We start from the raw sequence: 17,883 nt of genomic DNA, 5'->3' as shown, positions 1-17,883 counted from the left end.
TATGGGTGTATACCTTTTATCAGTAAATGATTAAAACATGGTAATTTATTAGGCGAGGAGGAAAAAATTACGATCCGAGTTAGGTGAAATTGAAATTTTACCCAGCACATTCAAATGAATTTGCCCAAAAAACCTTAAGAAGAGAATACATTGGGAAATTATAATTCTAAATCAAGTATCTAATGAAAATTGGCGTGAACAAAAAATTGAAGCATCCATAAATACTCATTTGTATTTAGTAGAATGAAAAAGAGAGAGAAAGAGGACAACTCACTGCTTTCCCTAGGAGAAATACTCCAAACACAGTTTCAAAAATTCATTTGCAGAGTTTGAAAGAGTTTTATCGTTCCGGTAGATGTAGAAAAGTTTCCTACTGAAGACTTGATCTTTGATAGGGATTGTTTTTAATATACCCTGTTCTATTTCCTTTTTAACGGAAAGCTTTGATAGAATGGATATTCCTAGATTATTAATGACTGTATTTTTAATGGACTCGATATTGCTTAATGTGATCATACTGCGGAGATTAAGACCATTTTTATAAAACTCTTTTTCTACTAGTTGCCTCATAGCAGAAGTGTGATCAGAGATGATAAACATTTCAGTCAAAAGCTCTTCTAACTGGACCTCTTTCATAGAAGATAATCTTTTATTTTTGGGTGAAAAAACAAGGATTAATTCATCATTATAAAAACTATTGCATACAAGATCTGTATGATTCTTTGCCTCATTTAATTCCCCAATAAAGCCTAACTCAAATTTATTATTCAAAACCCCTTGAACGACTACTTCAGAAAATACAATTTCAATATTAATCTCAATCTTTGGAAACCGTTCCTTATAGATTCCTAATAATTCAGGGAGCAAATAAATTCCGTAAAAAGCACCGGAAGATACAGATAAGGTCCCTCTTTCTAAATCTTTAAATTCACCAATCGTGACCATTGCTTGTTTATATAGGCCGACCATGGATTCTGCATAATTGTGAAAATGCTCTCCTTCATCTGTTAACAACATATATTTTTTCGTGCGATGAAAGAGTTTGGTATTGAAATCAGTTTCAAGTGATTTGATTTTCATACTTATGGAAGGTTGTGATGTAAAAAGATTCTCTGCAGCCTTCGAAATATTTCTTGTTTTCACAACTTCTAAAAAGGCAATTAATCGTTCAATCATTGGAATCACCTGGATTATAAAGTTTTCTTATAGAGCGTATAAGATTTTCAAATTGTTTTAATACAGAATAGCATGTATAGTATGAATTATCAAATAATTGTTATTAGGGGGATGCAATTGTGAGAAAGAAAAAACTTACTTTACTACTTACTTTACTGATTACTTTAGCAACCATTTTATTAGGATGTAATAGTCAAGAGAAAATTGAAAACGCTTCCTCGGGTACAAAAGGGGAGTCATCTGAGAATTGGCCAACCAAACCGATTACTATCATTGTACCAACTGGGGAAGGTGGTAGTAACGACAGACAAGCTAGAGCGCTTGCCCCATATCTTCAGGAATACCTAGGTGTTCCAGTTACAGTCGAAAACAGAGATGGAGGTGCCTCTATCGTAGGTACTATCAGTTTCTTACAGCAAAAAGATGATGGTCAAACACTCTTCTATCCTCTACAATACCATTTCAGCGGAGGAATTATGAGAGGTGGAGAATATAGTGTGGATGACTTTGCCACTCTAGGTGTCACGCACGAAGCTCCAATTGCTGTATGGGTAAAATCAGATTCACCATACCAAACAGTTGAAGATTTAATTCAAGCAATCAAAGACAATCCTGGCAAAATTTCAGTTGGCTATCAACCAGGTTCAGCCTCTCATATTGCAGCTCTTGTAATAAAAGAAAGCGCTGACAATGTTGAGTTAAAAGAAGTCCCATATGATGGTGGTGGAGACCAACGTGCTGCTTTATTAGGTGGGCATATTGACTTCATGACATCTGACTATGAAGGTACAGTAACAGCAGTTGGAGACGAAGCAAAACCTTTACTATTATTCTCTCAAACTCCTCATGTACTAGATGAGAGTATACCACTTTCCGAGGACATTCTATCTAACTACTTAGATGATTTCACAAGTGTTGTTCAAAACTTCCGTCTTTTATCAACACATGCTTCCTTTAAGGAACAATATCCAGAGAGATTTGAAATATTACGGGAAGCATTGGAAAAAACGTATGAAAACCCTGATTTCCTGAAATGGGCTGAAGATGCAGATATGTATATGAGTCTTTTAAATATTGAAGCTTCAGAGCAAATGTTCCGAGAAGCTGACGAAACAATTAAGAAATATAAGGATTTATTTAATGAATAAACATGAAACACATAAAATAATCCTTTGCTTATGAAGTAAAGGGTTATTTTATCCACAAAAAAGGAATTACTTTGCTGCAAAACCTGAAAAAGCGAGGTGTCTTGATGAAAAACTTAGCAAATATCTTATTCCTGATTGGAATTACAATTTTTTCAGCTATTTACTATTTACAAGTAATGGGTCAATCAAATAATTTTGAACACCATGCCGTTATCACCTTTACGATTATTACACTTGGTATTCTGCTCCTCATTCAACTTCTGCTTGATATTCGTAAGTTAAATATGGATGATATCAAGAATTTCTTACAAGCAATTGGAATCGGCAAGATCATCAAAAATCAAACGATTATTCTGTTAATCCTATTAACCATTTATTTGTTCTTCATTAACTTACTAGGATATTTCGTTTCGTCTTTTCTGTTTTTTGCTATCGTTGTCTATTGGTTAGGGTCACGAAGTTGGAAGCAAATCCTATTAGTCCCTTTCATTATCTTAGTATGTATCTACATGCTCTTCGTTACGTTTCTCAATCAAAATGTCATCAGTGGATTTTTGATATAAGGGGGGATTATTTTTGCTAAACATTGAAGCTCTTACTGACGCGTTATTTCTTCTATCAGATTGGAAGGTTTACTTATTTATTATCGTTGGGATTGTCTATGGACTCATCATGGGCGCTATCCCTGGTATATCTGCCACACTTGCAATAGGACTTATGCTCGTCCCTTCTATGTATATGACTCCTATTCAGGCAATTGTCTTTTTATCTTCTGTCTATACAAGTGCTGTCTATGGCGGTGGTGTAACGGCAACTGTGTTTAATATGCCTGGTGCCCCAGGGGCGGTTGCGACAACCTTTGATGGTTATCAATTAACAAAAAAAGGAAGACAGAATTTTGCATTGGGATTAGGGCTTATTAGTTCCTTTATCGGAGTCTTCATCTCGTATGGACTTCTCTTTTTCTTCATGCAGCCACTCGGCGCCTTCGTCTTAAAGTTTGGTCCGCCAGAAATGCTCATGATCGTGCTACTCGCTCTCACGATTATTGGATTGGTGCAAGGGAGTTTTGTCAAAAGTCTTGTTGCCGGATTCTTTGGCTTATTACTCGGAACGATCGGAATGAGTACACTTGGACAACCAAGAGGGACATTCGGATTTTATGAACTTTACGATGGCCTCCCTCTCGTTCCAACTGTCATTGGATTATTTGCGATATCCGAATTATTTTACCTGATTAAACAAAATACACTCGTTACAGATGATAAAGAAGTCAGCCAAAGAAATAAAAGGACACCATCAGAGTTCTTAAAAGAGATTTTCGAAGGTTTTAAAGAAGGTCTGAAACATCGAATGGTTCTTTTTAAAGGATCGATTATCGGGGTAGTTGTTGGCTTATTGCCAGCTGCAGGAAGCTCCATTGCTTCTCTATTAAGCTACAGCCAAGTGCAAGAAAGCGCAAAGGATAAAAGCCAATTCGGCAAAGGAGATCCCCGCGGAATCGTTGCCTCTGAAACTGCTAATAATGCATCAGAAGCTGGTGCGATGGCTACAACCTTAGCCTTTAGTATTCCTGGAGGAGGAGCGGCGGCTGTCTTACTTTCTGCTTTCTTAATGCATGGGATGATTCCTGGTCCCTATCTCGTTCGCGACTCAATGGACTTTGTCTATGCCTTTATTATTTCTAACTTCTTGCAAGCAATTGTTCTTTTATTAGTAGGGATTATCTTTATCTACTATTTTGCAAGAATTGTTTATGTCCCTACAAAATTATTAATTCCTGCCATTTTTGCCATGACGGTCATTGGGACCTACAGCATTATTCAGTCAATGGTCTATCCTTTCGTTGCTTTAATATTCGGTGTCATTGGGTATATCATGCGAAAGCTTGAGTATCCGGTGGTTTCAGTCGTAATGGGGATTATCTTAGGTAGCATGGTTGAAAGCGAGTTTCTCAGAACATACCGCTTGTTCTCTGATGATTTATTTGCCGTCTTCAGCAGACCATTATTTACGATTCTCTTCATAGGAAATATTCTCATTCTTATTTATATTGCCGTAAAAAAAATCAAAGGAGCGAAAGCAAACAATGAGCAAAACGCAAACATATAAAGTATCCGAACAAGATTACGTAACCATTGGGAAAAAGATGTTAATGGAAGTGGGTGTTACTGAAGAAGATGCTGATATCCAAATTGGTTCATTACTAGAATCAGACCGTAAAGGGATTTATACCCACGGACTTTTCCGATTGAATCGATACGTAGAACAATTGAAGCATCACTATATCAAGCCAAACCCGGATATAAGAAAAGTGAATGAAAGCGAAACTGTCGATGTCTTCGATGGAGATCATGGACTTGGTGCTGTCGTTGGTTATAAAGCCATGCGAGAAGCGATAAAAAAATGTAAGAACAATGGAGTTGGCATCATTGGAGTGCACAAGAGCAATCATTTTGGAGTAGCTGCACACTACGCGGAAATGGCCAGCAAAGAAAGGCAAATTGGGATTGTCTTAACAAACGCCTCCCCTGCTATTGCTCCTACTGGTAGCTTAAAACCTTTACTTGGAAACAATCCTTGGTCGATTTCAGTACCTACCCATTTAGGCTACCCAATCACATTAGACATGGCAAACAGTGTAGCATCAAAGGGGAAAATCCGAGTAGCAAAGGATAGAGGTGAAGCCATCCCACTAGGATGGGCACTTGATGAAAAAGGCACTCCCACTACCGATCCGATAGAAGCGTTAAAAGGAATCATTTTACCAGTTGGAGATTACAAAGGATATGGAATTACCCTTATGGTTGAAATTCTAGCTGCCGTATTAACCGGCTCTCACTTTAGTGAGCAAATGGTTGACCACGATGCTAATGACAAAAGAAATGTTGGCCATTTATTTATTGCTATCGATATAGAAAAATTTATGCGATATGAATATTTTGAAGGAAGATTGAAGGAACTGATTGAAAGCATTAAGTCTTCACCAAGAATACAGGCAGATCGAGAAATTCTTCTTCCAGGTGAAAGAGAATGGCAATCAAAACTCAATCAAGAAGACGGATATGTCCATTTGCCTCAGAAATTATATGAGGCTCTCATTCAGCTTTATCAAGAAAATGGCATAGAAATTCCCAAATCTTTATTAGTTGAACAAGTCTAAATGGAAGGAGGAATTGAAATGGAAGAGATTCGAGCTGTTTCTGCATCAGGGATTCTAGGATATGGTTTTCCAAAAGAATCATTGGACAAAAGCTTAGCAATGAACCCTCACTTCATTGCTTGTGATGCTGGCTCCACTGATCCTGGTCCTTATTACCTAGGGAGTGGCAAATCTTTTATCTCAAAAGCCGCCGTAAAAAGAGATCTACGTTTGCTATTAAAGGCTGCACGTTTGAAGAATATCCCACTCATTATTGGATCTGCGGGAGGAACTGGGAGCAATGCGGGGGTTCAATTTCTAACCGATATTTTGGACGAAATTACCGAGGAGGAATCCCTCCACTTTAAACTAGCTGTTATTCGCTCTGAGATCGATAGAGACTACTTACTGAACAAATTTAAGAGTGGAAAAATATCACCTTTAAGTTCCACTGTTCAGATTACAGAGGAAACGATTAAAAATATGCATAAGGTTGTTGGAATGATGGGACCACAACCAATTATGAAAGCATTGGACGAAGGGGCCGATGTTATCATTACTGGAAGAGCAACCGATGCCTCTGTTTTCTCTGCAGTCGCTTTAAAGCACAATATGAATCCCGGACCAGCTTGGCATGCAGCCAAAATTATTGAATGCGGAGCTGCAACTGCTTTTCCGAAAAGCCACGATTGCATCATGGCTTATATCCGAAATGATGAATTTGTTATCGAAACACCTAATCCAAAGAAAACACTTCCTTGGAAAAATGTCGCTGCTCATACAATGTATGAGAATACCAGTCCTTTTCATATTAAGGAGCCCGGTGGCACAATCGACACGACAAAGGCGGTTTACGAGCAACTGACACCTAGCAGCGTTCGTGTGACTAGAAGCCAATTTACTCGAGCAGAATCATATACCATTAAATTCGAGTCTGTTGAAAAAATCGGCTACCGCTCTGTTTGTCTAGCAGGTTTAAGGGATCCGATTTTATTATCACAGCTCGACGACTATCTTGATTTTGTGCGTGAAGAACTTAGAGGAAAGCTTGATTCCATTTACAATGCGGAGATCGATCACGAAAAAGACTATCAACTTTTATTTCGAAAATATGGCTTAAACGGGGTGATGGGTGAAACAGAGCCGGAAACAATGATGAGTCATGAGATAGGGCTACTGATTGATGTTGTAGCAACTGAACAAGAACTAACCACTGCCATTCTTGCGACAACTAGAACACTCGTTTTACACAGTCATTTCGAGGGGCGTCTATGTATATCAGGAAATACGGCATTCCCGTTTTCCCCTCCTGATATTTCCGTTGGAGAAGTTTTCTCTTTTTCATCAAACCATGTAGTGGAACCAAATGACCCATATGAGTTGTTCCCTATCGAATATAAGGAGGTATAAGATGACAACACTTAAAGATGCAGTTTATATTTTGCGCAGTAAGAACGCGGGCCCCTTTTTTCTAACATTTGATTTGATTTTTGAGAATGAGGGCTTTTACGAGCAGGCCAAAAACGCAAATATTATTAACCCTGAGAGCATTGGAGAATTGTATAAAACCCCTCCAGAGGATGTAGAAATCTATTATTACGACCAAGCTCTATCGATTAAATTCTCCATCCCAAGATCTCATCCTTCTGGAGACTTTTACGATACCGATGTCTTTGGTGCACAGCAACATGTGCCTTTATTAAATCTTTCATTAGGAGTGAACTAGAAATGGATAATCTATTAAATGAATTAAAAGAACTAACCACCACCTGCGTTTCTGATGCACTAAACGGATTAAATAATCTGGATCCGGCTATCAAACCATTAACAAATGATATGAAAGCAGCAGGAAAAGCTTTCACCGTAAAAGTTCGCGCAGCAGATAATAAATTAGTGCTCCAAGCAATCCGTGATGCAAATCCAGGTGACGTACTGGTTGTCGATGCAAAAGGCTATTTGAACAACGCTTCTGCAGGTGATTTTGTGATTGGATTAGCAAAAACATTAGGATTATCAGGTGTCATTATTGATGGCGTCGTTCGAGATGTTGCTGGAATTAGAGCATTGAACTTCCCTGTTTTCTGTAAGGGAGTCACAACTGCAGCAAGTGATAAACATGGTTCAGGACAGGTCAACGTTCCGATTTCCTGCGGCGATACAGTTATTAACCCTGGTGACTATATTTTGGGAGATGAGGATGGCGTCGTTTGCATCCCTCTAGATCAGGCAGAAGATATCATCGGAAAAGCGAAAGCAAAATTAGTAAAAGATGTAGAGCGTGAAAGAACAGTCCTCTCAAGCCGTGAAGCAGCGATTGAGTATATTAATAAACAGCTTGCTGACTAATGAGATTCCAAGAAGCGAACGTAGTATTATAGGCGTTCGCTTTTAGTCATATACAAAAAGGAGGAAATATTAATGAAAGCAATTATTCTAGATGACTGGGAATATTTTTTCGAAGATAATTCAATAATTGCTCCCTTAAGAGAACATTTTGATGTGGAAATTTATCATGACGAACCAACGAAGGAAGTCCTTATTGAACGATTAGCATCAGCAGATATTGTCATTCCCATTCGAGAACGGACAAAATTCACAAAAGAAATTCTCCAGCATATGAAAAATGTGAAATTAATCGCTCAAACTGGTGGAGGATTAGCCCATATTGATAAAGGTGAAGCAAATCGTTTGTGTATTCCGATTGCTACTACACCTGGGGGATCAAGAGCGGTTGTCGAATTAATCTTCGGATTCATCCTCACTCATTCTAGACAATTGATTTCTCTTAATCAAGAAATACGAAATGGAAACTGGCCACATGCAGTGGGAAGCAGCCTTGACGGCAAGACGATCGGCATTATTGGGTTAGGAAAAATTGGTGCCGGGGTCGCTCAAGTTGCGAAAGCATTTAATATGCGGGTCATTGCTTGGGGACCAAGACTGACGAAAGAACGTGCAGATGAACAAGATGTAGAATATGTATCTCTTGAATCATTATTAAAAGAAGCTCACTACATCTCAATCAGTGTTCGCTTAGTTCCTGAAACAATCCATTTGCTTAAAAAGGAGCATTTTCAGTTGATGCGAGAGGATGCTTTCTTCATTAATACTTCCCGCGGAAAAGTTGTGGATGAGGAGGCATTGATTTGGGCATTACATGAAAAACAAATTGGAGGTGCTGGACTCGATGTATTTACACAAGAACCAATTCAACCAGACAATCTCATTTTACAGCTTGAAAATGTGGTGCTGGCACCTCATATTGGCTGGAAAACCGATCAAATGCTGACTCAATTTTTAACGACGGCGATCGATAATGTTATATCCTATTTTGTTCGTAAAGAACCTAAAAGAATCATCAATGAGGAAGTTATAAAATAAGTATAAGAAGGTTTTCATATGATTATAGTTGTATATATTGTTTCCATCGTGATTGTAGGAACAATATTCAATTTGCTTCATATTCCTGCAGGATGGCTGGTAGGACCTATCCTTACTGGAGTAGTATTCAAATTGGCATTCGAAAGAGTCTTCTTACCTGATATCATGTTCAAAATTGCCCTTTCCTTATTAGGGGTCAATATTGGTCTCATTATGGACGTCCATTTTTTTCTTATTTTAAAAGACTATTTAACACCATTATTCATTTGTCTTGTCATTACGATAGTTGGAGCTCTTCTTATCGGGAAGTTTCTCTTTCGTTTTACTGATTTGGATCGGATAACAGCTTTTTTTTGTTGCATTCCAGGTGGTGCTTCAGAGGCAATTGCTCTGTCAAAGGATTATGGTGCCAACCAGCAAATAGTCGCGGCTTTCCACTCAACTAGAATCGTCTTATTCGTGCTAGTCGTTCCATTTATTATAAGCACCTTCTTTTCACTAGAGGTAAACCGAAATACCATAATTGATTTCAGCCATTTTCATCTATTAGATGTTTTCGTAATTTTGATCTTATGCGCAATTGCCATTGTCGTTTCGAATCGATTTAAAATTCCAGCTGGTGCGTTATTGTATTCGATGATTCTAGGTTTTATCCTAAATAACTTTATATTCTCCATTCCCACCCCTCCTCAACTGTTGACTGTTTTGGGACAGGTGCTCATTGGAGGATATATTGGACTTCGGTTTACAAAAGAAAGCTTGTTTCAATTAAAAAGAATTGGACCAATCAGCGTGTTTTCAATTTTATGCTTATTTATCATCAGTCTGATAGTGTCCCTTTTCTTTACTATGTTCACATCGACAAATTATTTGGTTTCCATTTTAAGCTTAGTTCCAGCGGGTGCCGGTGAGATGGCATCCATCGCTTACTCCTTACATCTCGATGCATCACTTGTCACAACCATACAAATCGCAAGACTGGTCATTGTTTTTTTACTCATACCTAGAGTTGCGTCCTATTTATTGAAGAAAATAGTTGTTTCAGAAAATAAGATTGGATAAATGAATATACAAGGGAGTGTAGAGAATTTGAAACTAGCCACTGTCAAATATCATGAAAAAGAAATGGGAGTAATTGTCACACCATCTGGACTTTTACCGATAGAAACGTTTAACAAATTCGCTAAAACAAAGTGGGAGACTTCGATTTTTAGTTTGATTGAAAAAGAACAGTTATTAAGCCTTCGAGATTGGTTTACTACGGATTTAATCCAAAATGAATACCTTCTTCAATGGGACGAAGTGGATTGTCAGCCTCTGTACAGACATCCTAAGAAAATTTGGGGCATCGGGCTCAATTATGTTGAGCATGCAGCCGATCTAAGCGAAAAAGCACCAAGTACTGAACCTGCTAGTTTTATGAAACCCGATACAACAATAATTGGACCAAATGATACGATTAGAATTCCGTTTCAATCCGAAAGGACAACAGCAGAGTCTGAACTTGGAATTGTAATTGGCAAAACATGCAAAGATGTGGAGGAAGTAGATGCATCCAATTTCATTGCTGGCTTTACTACGATTATCGATATGACAGCTGAGGATATTTTACAGAAAAATCCTAGGTACTTAACCCGTTCTAAAAGTTTTGATACATTCTTTAGTTTTGGTCCTACTTTACTGACACCTGATGAAGTGGAAAATGTATTAGAATTAGAGGTCTCTACTACCATTAATGGAAACTTGCACCGAAAAAATAAAGTGTCAAATATGACCTTTAATCCTTGGTACCTAGTATCTTTTCATTCAAAAGTGATGACCCTCCTCCCAGGAGACATTATTTCAACGGGAACGCCAGGGGCCGTCGTTATTCGCGATGGGGATGTTGTGGGTTGTGAAATAGATGGTTTCGATACACTTACTAATACTGTTATCGATTTAAAAACAAAATAAGGGAGTGAAACAATTGAATTTGAACTTAAATGGAAAAATAGCTATAGTCATCGCATCAAGTCAAGGGCTTGGCAAGGCCATAGCTGCTCAACTTGTGAAAGAAGGGGCAAATGTTATGCTTGCCAGCCGGAATGAAGCAAAATTAATGAAAGTACGGGAGGAACTAACTCAACTCGAAAAGGGCCGTGTCTCTCATATCGTTACCGATATCACCAACTCTGAAGATATTAAAGCATTAGTACAGTATACTATTAAAGAATTTGGTTCTATCGATATTCTCGTAAATAATGCAGGTGGGCCTCCAAGTGGCTCCTTACTAGAATTGGATGATAAGGCCTGGCAGGATGCTTTTGAATTAAATCTACTAAGCTATGTTCGAATGATTCGTTGTACCATTCCTTTTATGCAGAAAAACGGAGGTAAAATCATCAATATTGCTTCCTCCTCGATTAAACAACCGATCCCAGGGCTCATCCTTTCCAATACGTTTCGACTGGGGATTGTCGGCCTAACTAAAACACTTGCAGAAGAATTGGCAGCATCCAATATTATAGTTAATACAGTAGCACCTGGACGAATAGCAACAGACCGAGTAGCGAAACTAGATTTAATTAAAGCCAACAAACTAGGAATCTCACAAAAAGATATCGAAAAACAATCCCAAGCAAATATCCCGCTTAAACGATACGGAAAACCTGAAGAATTCGCAAATTTTGTAACTTACCTATCATCGGATGTAAATTCCTACATGACTGGACAATCTTTTTTAGTCGATGGCGGGATGGTTAAGGGAATATAAATGTTCTTGAAAAATAGGAACAGCGAAATCTGTATCACTAAATAAGTAGTGGAAACATGGGAAATAGGATACTTTTGGATTAACTGTTAATTCACAAATAATGCATCTGTGCCCTTGCTAAATTATTTGCAAGGGTGTTATTTATAATAGATGAATATTCTTTTCTCAAAAAAAGGATTTTCTACTAAAAGAGAGAATCTTTTATAAGGGAAATCATAAACATTTACAAGCAACAAAATGTAAGCGTTTTAAATTTGAAAGGAGGAAGATAAAAGTGATGATGCAAACCCCTTTAACGATGACGCAAATGATTAAAAGAGCAGAGAAATTTTTCCCGAAAAAACAGGTAATCTCTCGCACAACAAAAGGTATTGCCAAATTCACCTATAAGGAAATGGCAGAAAGAACGAGAAGATTAGCCGATAGCCTCCAAAAGCTTGGTGTTCAAAAAGGAGATAAGGTCGGAACGCTCGCATGGAACACTCATCGTCATTTGGAAGCCTATTTTGCGATACCATGTAGCGGAGCTGTCCTCCACACGATCAACATACGTTTAGCACCCCATCATATTTCCTACATTATTAATCATGCAGAAGATAAAATCCTACTGATTGATGCGGATATTGTCCCATTAATTGAAAAATGTCAAAGTGAACTCCCCACTGTAAAAGCATATGTAATCATGACAGACGAAGAGGAGCTACCTGAGACAAGTCTTTCACCTGTTTACCATTATGAAGAGCTAATCCGTAATGGAAGCGATGATTTTGAGTATCCAGAGGATCTCAATGAAAATGATCCAGCGGGGATGTGTTATACTTCGGCAACGACTGGAAATCCGAAAGGTGTTGTGTATACACACCGAAGCACGGTTTTACACAGCATGGCACTAGGGATGGCTGATAGTGCCGCACTAAGCGAGAGAGATGTAGCAATGGCGATTGTCCCGATGTTCCATGCTAATGCTTGGGGACTTCCTTTTGCTGGTGTTTGGTTTGGCTCAACTCTAGTCATGCCAGGCCCATATTTCACTCCAAAAATATTGGCAGAGTTGATCGAACAAGAAAAAGTAACATTTTCAGCAGGAGTACCAACGATTTGGCTAGGGTTATTAAAAGAGTTAGAAGAGAATGAATATGATATTAGTAGTTTGAGAGCTGTTTTATGTGGGGGATCAGCCGCACCGAAATCGGTGATTCGAGCGTTTGAACAGAAATACAATATTCCGTTTATGCATGGTTACGGAATGACAGAAACAAGTCCACTTGCAGTCATTTCCACGTTAAAAAGTTATCAGGAAGAATTATCTTATGAGGAAAGACTCGATATACGGGCAAAGCAGGGGATACTCGTCCCTGGATTAGAAATGAAAATAGTAGGGCAGAACGGAGAAGTTACCTGGAATGGGCAAGAAATGGGCGAACTTGCACTCCGAGGTCCATGGATTGCTTCAGAGTATTATAACGATGAAAGAACGGCTGAAGCTTTTTCGGACGGCTGGCTCTATACGGGAGACGTTGTTACGGTTGACGAGGAAGGTTTTATCAAACTTGTCGATCGCACAAAAGATTTAATTAAAAGTGGTGGAGAATGGATTTCTTCTGTTGATCTAGAAAATGCATTAATGGCCCATGAGACAGTGTTTGAAGCAGCTGTTGTAGCAGTCCCCCATGAACAATGGCAGGAAAGGCCTGTTGCCTGTGTCGTATTAAGGGACAATACAGAGGTCACAAAAGAAGAACTATTAGAATTCCTTAAACCGCAATTCGCCAAATGGTGGTTGCCAGATGATGTCTTATTTTTAGACGAAATTCCAAAAACATCAGTCGGCAAATTTCTCAAACGTGCTCTACGAGATAAAGTTCAAGAGGAATTACAGAAGAATTGAGATTGGGGAAGCCAAATCTGGCTTCTCTTTTTTTTATTGTCTAGGATAAATTCCCTCGACTTGTGGATAACGTGTTCGTATATACAGCTGGCGTATCGGCATGAAAAAATAACAGGAAAAATTCCGCTTAATGAGCAAGCATCACGAAAAAGAGCCAAAATAACAGGAAAAATTCCTGCTATTCCTTCAAAAAATGCCAAAATAAACGATTTTGCTCTCCATAAGCGGAAAATCTTCCGTTATTTCTCCTAAAAGGGACTCCATCGAAGAGATAACAGGAAAAATTCCGCTTAAGAGTGAGAGATGGTTGGATTGAATGAGACAAACCGGAAGCTTCCTACATTTTGTAGGAGCTTTGTTCTTAAATTTGAAAAACGTTCAGAGTAGGATAATAGGAATAACTTAACAGATTTTTTATGATTTGTGGTGAGTGAAAAGTTGAAGTAACGAATCAAAAAAAGGTTAGCTTATTTATGCTGTTTTCGTAATGATTGTGGTTTTTTCGTAAATGTCCAAATTTTTTTTCCGAAAAAATCACAGGCCGACATTTACCCCTCAAATGAGGTTTTAGAACACATATTATTTTTGCGCGGTACTTTTCGCTTACTTGAACCAAATTTAACGAGTAATAATAGGGCTTTATTCTCCTAGCAACAATGTTTACGAAAAGAGCCTTTTTTAATAGAAAATTAAGTAATTTTAAAATAATGTAAAAAATACTTATCCTTTCTTTATATTGCCCTTATAATGGAGGTGAGGAACTATCGGAGGGGGAATGGAAATGACGACAGAGTTTCTGACCAATACGTTAAATGTGAAAGTGGAAGGACGAGTGGCCACCATTCAATTTAATCGTCCTCAAAGCCTAAATGCGATAAATGTAGAAATGATTAAGGAATTGACCGGTAATCTGAAGGAAATTAGTAAATCTGATGAGATTGATATTGTCGTTTTTACTGGAGATGAACGGGCATTTTCTTCTGGAGGGGACATCAAAACGATGCTTAATTTGGAAGGAGATGAAAACGATTTCTTCTTCCTTATGGACAATATTAGCGAATTGGTCGTCACGATTCATAGTTTACCAATGCTGACCATTAGCGCTATTTCTGGGGCAGCTGCTGGATTAGGATTTAGCCTTGCCTTGGCGACTGACTACATAATTGCTGATGAAAAGAGTAAGCTTGCTATGAATTTTATCGGAATTAGTCTTATCCCAGATGGTGGAGCACATTTCTTCCTCGAGAAAAGAATGGGCGAAAACAAAGCGAAACAGCTTATTTGGGAAGGAAAGGTACTCACTGCTGAAGAGGCAATGAAACTAAATTTGATCCATGAGGTCGCACCTAATTATAAGGAAGCACTACAGGCTAGAATCGAAGATTGGTTAACCAAGCCGATAAAAGCAATGATTAAGACGAAAAAGATTCTCGCAGAAAAAAACCGCCCGCAGCTTCTAAAACTATTAGAGTTAGAGAAAAATGGACAGTATGCGATGAGACAAACGAAGGATCATCAAGAAGGAATCGCCGCATTTATAGAAAAAAGAAAACCGAATTTTACAGGGGATTAATCGCTTTATAGGTCTGGAATAGATGCTTTTTAATCTATTCCAGGCCTATTATTACTGATTATAATATTGTTCAAGTTTATAGGCGGCAATTGCTAATTGAAGGGTCAGCCTTTCATCAGCAGAACTTAAATCATACCCGCTTCGATTTTCAATTTGCTGAAGGCGGTATTTTAACGTATGGCGATGGATATAAAGGTGAGCTGCTGTTGTTTGTAGATTAAGATTATATTTGAAATACATGTCTAATGTTTGAATGTAATCAATTCCTTGTTTGCTTTTTTTTAATAATTCACCAATTTTTTCTTCGTAAAAATCCTCTAAGCTGATCCCGAGTTCCTTCATTTGTAGCAATAAGTGAAAGGTTGCGAGATCGTCATAATGAATGATTTCCTTTTTTGATAATAAAAGGCCGGATAAATCGACTGCATACTTGGCCTCGTTGGCACTGTCACTTAATTGATTAACATTCTTATAGGTTTTTCCAACCCCAATCGTTATAGGAATATCAGGGTGACGTCGTTTCCAGTTTTCAAGTAAATTCTTCGTTAGCTTAAGACTATCTTGTTTAAAGCTTCCATCTTTATCTACCTTGATCTGGGTAAGGATGATCAGTCCATCTAATCTCGTTCGGAGCAGAAATTGTCTATTCGCTCTATCCATGTAGGTAAAAGTGTCGTTATAAAGGACTTCAACAAAACGCTTAAAAAGCTCATTGTCCTTATATTGCTCCAATTTAATATGCAGGACAGCGTGATGGAGAGAGAGATTGTATCCGAGCGTCTTCCCTCTTTCGATGATGATAGAGGAGGATTGAAAGCTTCGATTAATGATTTCTTCTAAAAATTCTCCTCGTAATCGAATTTGCGTTTGCTTCACTGCTTCTTCTTTTAATAATTCCATCTGTTTATTTAAGATTTGCTGGAGGATGCTTTTTGTGACGGTTGAAAAATTCAGATGTGTTGGAAGCTCGATAAGTGGTAACTGGTGTTGATTGGCGATTTCGATAAAAACCTGTGGAATTTCTTGGAGATAAAAGCCACTGTATATGGCGACCCCTGAGAGTTGGTTCATCGCTAGTAATCTCTGAAAATGAGAACTGTGCTCGTTTAAGCCATAGCCTGTCGTAATTAAAAATTCCCCTTCTTGAAACCGATTAATGTCTTCGATTACTTCTACGATCGTGACCCATTTTATTTGATTATGGAGACCATTTTCCCCACCTCTTATTGTGGCATCTTTCATCACTGGAAGAGAAATGGCTTCATGTACACTTATGCTCATTGACTACATCCCACCAATCTAACATTTAAAGGAAGTACTTATACATATTGTATAATAAACGACCACTAATTTTCATTAGTTTGGCGTATATCAATTAGTCATTTCTTCAAATAAGATATTATTATCAGAATTAAATGAAAATTAGAAACTCCCCATAGGAGGCGAGTGCAGTCATGGATAAGTCATTTTTAATTAAGCCATTATTAGATGGTCATTATCCTACAGCAGTGTATGGAAAAGGAATTTATATTTACGATGATGAGAATAAGCAATATATAGATGGTTCTTCAGGAGCCGTAACTGCTAGTATTGGTCATGCCGTTCCTGAAATAATCGAAGCGATGATCAAACAAGCAAGGAAAATTTCATTTGTCTATCGCTCACAATTTGCAACCGAAGAGGCGGAAAAATTAGCCGAAAAACTGAGCAATATCAATTTTATTAAAAATGGAGGATATTGCTCCTTTTTCGTTAACAGTGGTTCTGAAGCGACGGAGACAGCGATGAAAATTGCGATTCAGTATTGGCAAGAGCAAGGGAAGCAGGCGAAGAATAAAGTGATTTCTAGATGGACTAGTTATCATGGGATCACAATGGGATCATTATCCCTATCTGGTCATTCTGAAAGGCGAAGAAGGTTCGTTTCCCTTTTAGATGATTTACCAACGATACCAGCCCCTTATTGTTATCGCTGTCCTTTCTATGAGACGTATCCAGGCTGTCAGTTGAAATGTGCAACTGAGCTTGAAACGGCCATTCAACGGATAGGGGCAGACCATATAGCAGCATTTATAGCAGAACCAATCATTGGCGCTGCTGGAGCTGTTATTATTCCACCTGATCGATATTACGACCGTATTAAAGAAATTTGTGACAAATATAGTATTCTATTGATTGCTGATGAAGTCATGACAGGAATCGGACGGACCGGAAAAATGCTGGCGATGGAGCACTGGGGAGTGCAGCCAGACATCATCACATTAGGAAAAGGAATGAGTGCTGGTTATACCCCGATTGCGGCTACACTTGTCAGTGGAAAAGTAATGGAACCGATTCGGCAAGGTTCGAAGGTCATTATGAGTGGGCACACATATAGTGCCAATCCCCAATCAGCCGCTGTATCCTTAGCGGTTCTAGAGTATATCGAAAAGCATAATCTAGTGGAAAAGGCGGAAGAAAATGGAGCGTATCTTCTAAAAGAACTGCAAAAAATAGCCCAACATATTCCCATAATAGGCGATGTTCGAGGGAAGGGCTTAATGATTGGCGTTGAATTTGTAGAGAACTATTTTAGTAAATTTCCTTTTCGTAAGGATCTTGATTTAACGAATGCGATTGTCACATTGGCAAGGGATAAGGGACTATTAATCTATCCAGCTTCAGCGGGGATAGAAGGTGGAGCAGGGGACGCTATCATTATCTCGCCTCCGCTGACCATTAATAAGCAAGAGATTGATCAATTAGTGAACATTTTTAAAGAGACTTTGGACGATATTCAAAATGGATTCTCGCTTGATAACAGATACGACTCAATCAGTTAAA

Annotated in this window: 16 protein-coding genes; 14 read left to right on the top strand and 2 right to left on the bottom strand. The window is 38.3% G+C overall.

The genetic code is table 11. The features are described from left to right. Positions 1-282 precede the first annotated feature (282 nt). A complete protein-coding gene (locus AA0X71_RS17545) occupies positions 283-1,176 on the bottom strand; it encodes a LysR substrate-binding domain-containing protein (RefSeq protein WP_413356601.1) in 894 nt (297 codons plus the stop codon). A gap of 119 nt (positions 1,177-1,295) precedes the next feature. Here AA0X71_RS17545 and AA0X71_RS17540 point away from each other — a divergent pair, with 119 nt between their 5' ends. The 13 genes from AA0X71_RS17540 to AA0X71_RS17480 all read left to right on the top strand — a co-directional run bounded on the left by AA0X71_RS17540 (position 1,296) and on the right by AA0X71_RS17480 (position 15,060). After that, entirely contained in the window at positions 1,296-2,324 is a 1,029-nt protein-coding gene (locus AA0X71_RS17540; RefSeq protein ID WP_413356599.1) for a tripartite tricarboxylate transporter substrate binding protein, read from the top strand. 104 nt (positions 2,325-2,428) lie between these two features. Then, positions 2,429-2,887 (top strand): tripartite tricarboxylate transporter TctB family protein, encoded by a 459-nt coding sequence (locus AA0X71_RS17535; RefSeq protein WP_413356597.1) that lies wholly within the window; start codon positions 2,429-2,431, stop codon positions 2,885-2,887. 13 nt (positions 2,888-2,900) lie between these two features. Beyond that, the gene (locus AA0X71_RS17530) at positions 2,901-4,436 is read left to right on the top strand and encodes a tripartite tricarboxylate transporter permease (protein WP_413356596.1); all 1,536 of its coding nucleotides are present in this window, start codon (positions 2,901-2,903) and stop codon (positions 4,434-4,436) included. Further along, positions 4,414-5,487, top strand: coding sequence for an Ldh family oxidoreductase (locus AA0X71_RS17525; RefSeq protein ID WP_413356594.1), 1,074 nt, complete (start codon positions 4,414-4,416; stop codon positions 5,485-5,487). Before AA0X71_RS17530 ends, AA0X71_RS17525 begins: the two co-directional genes overlap by 23 nt. Positions 5,488-5,505: 18 nt before the next feature. Beyond that, positions 5,506-6,876, top strand: coding sequence for an acyclic terpene utilization AtuA family protein (locus AA0X71_RS17520; RefSeq protein ID WP_413356593.1), 1,371 nt, complete (start codon positions 5,506-5,508; stop codon positions 6,874-6,876). A gap of 1 nt (position 6,877) precedes the next feature. After that, entirely contained in the window at positions 6,878-7,192 is a 315-nt protein-coding gene (locus tag AA0X71_RS17515; RefSeq protein ID WP_413356592.1) for a DUF4387 domain-containing protein, read from the top strand. Positions 7,193-7,194: 2 nt separating this feature from the next. Beyond that, positions 7,195-7,812 carry an RraA family protein gene (locus AA0X71_RS17510; RefSeq protein ID WP_413356591.1) on the top strand — a complete coding sequence of 206 codons (618 nt, stop codon included), beginning with the start codon at positions 7,195-7,197 and terminating at the stop codon, positions 7,810-7,812. 72 nt (positions 7,813-7,884) lie between these two features. Next, the gene (locus AA0X71_RS17505) at positions 7,885-8,847 is read left to right on the top strand and encodes an NAD(P)-dependent oxidoreductase (protein WP_413356590.1); all 963 of its coding nucleotides are present in this window, start codon (positions 7,885-7,887) and stop codon (positions 8,845-8,847) included. Positions 8,848-8,865: 18 nt separating this feature from the next. Continuing rightward, positions 8,866-9,909, top strand: coding sequence for an AbrB family transcriptional regulator (locus AA0X71_RS17500; protein WP_413356589.1), 1,044 nt, complete (start codon positions 8,866-8,868; stop codon positions 9,907-9,909). Positions 9,910-9,936: 27 nt separating this feature from the next. Further along, positions 9,937-10,800, top strand: a complete 864-nt coding sequence (locus AA0X71_RS17495) for a fumarylacetoacetate hydrolase family protein (protein ID WP_413356588.1) — start codon at positions 9,937-9,939, stop codon at positions 10,798-10,800. A gap of 13 nt (positions 10,801-10,813) precedes the next feature. After that, positions 10,814-11,599 carry an SDR family oxidoreductase gene (locus tag AA0X71_RS17490; RefSeq protein ID WP_413356587.1) on the top strand — a complete coding sequence of 262 codons (786 nt, stop codon included), beginning with the start codon at positions 10,814-10,816 and terminating at the stop codon, positions 11,597-11,599. A 277-nt stretch (positions 11,600-11,876) separates the two neighbouring features. Then, complete coding sequence (locus AA0X71_RS17485; protein WP_413362659.1) at positions 11,877-13,487, top strand: long-chain fatty acid--CoA ligase; 1,611 nt, start codon at positions 11,877-11,879, stop codon at positions 13,485-13,487. Between the two features lie 781 nt (positions 13,488-14,268). Beyond that, complete coding sequence (locus AA0X71_RS17480) at positions 14,269-15,060, top strand: enoyl-CoA hydratase (RefSeq protein WP_413356586.1); 792 nt, start codon at positions 14,269-14,271, stop codon at positions 15,058-15,060. A gap of 51 nt (positions 15,061-15,111) precedes the next feature. Here the strand turns inward: AA0X71_RS17480 and AA0X71_RS17475 are convergent, their stop codons facing one another. After that, positions 15,112-16,341 (bottom strand): PucR family transcriptional regulator, encoded by a 1,230-nt coding sequence (locus tag AA0X71_RS17475; RefSeq protein ID WP_413356585.1) that lies wholly within the window; start codon positions 16,339-16,341, stop codon positions 15,112-15,114. A 173-nt stretch (positions 16,342-16,514) separates the two neighbouring features. Here AA0X71_RS17475 and AA0X71_RS17470 point away from each other — a divergent pair, with 173 nt between their 5' ends. After that, positions 16,515-17,882, top strand: a complete 1,368-nt coding sequence (locus AA0X71_RS17470; protein WP_413356583.1) for an aspartate aminotransferase family protein — start codon at positions 16,515-16,517, stop codon at positions 17,880-17,882. Position 17,883: the final 1 nt, after the last annotated feature.

It is taken from the genome of Robertmurraya phoenicis, assembly GCF_047302285.1.
Classification (GTDB): domain Bacteria; phylum Bacillota; class Bacilli; order Bacillales; family Cytobacillaceae; genus Robertmurraya.
Note: the sequence above shows the minus strand (reverse complement) of the source record. Positions and strands in the feature narration are given on the sequence as shown.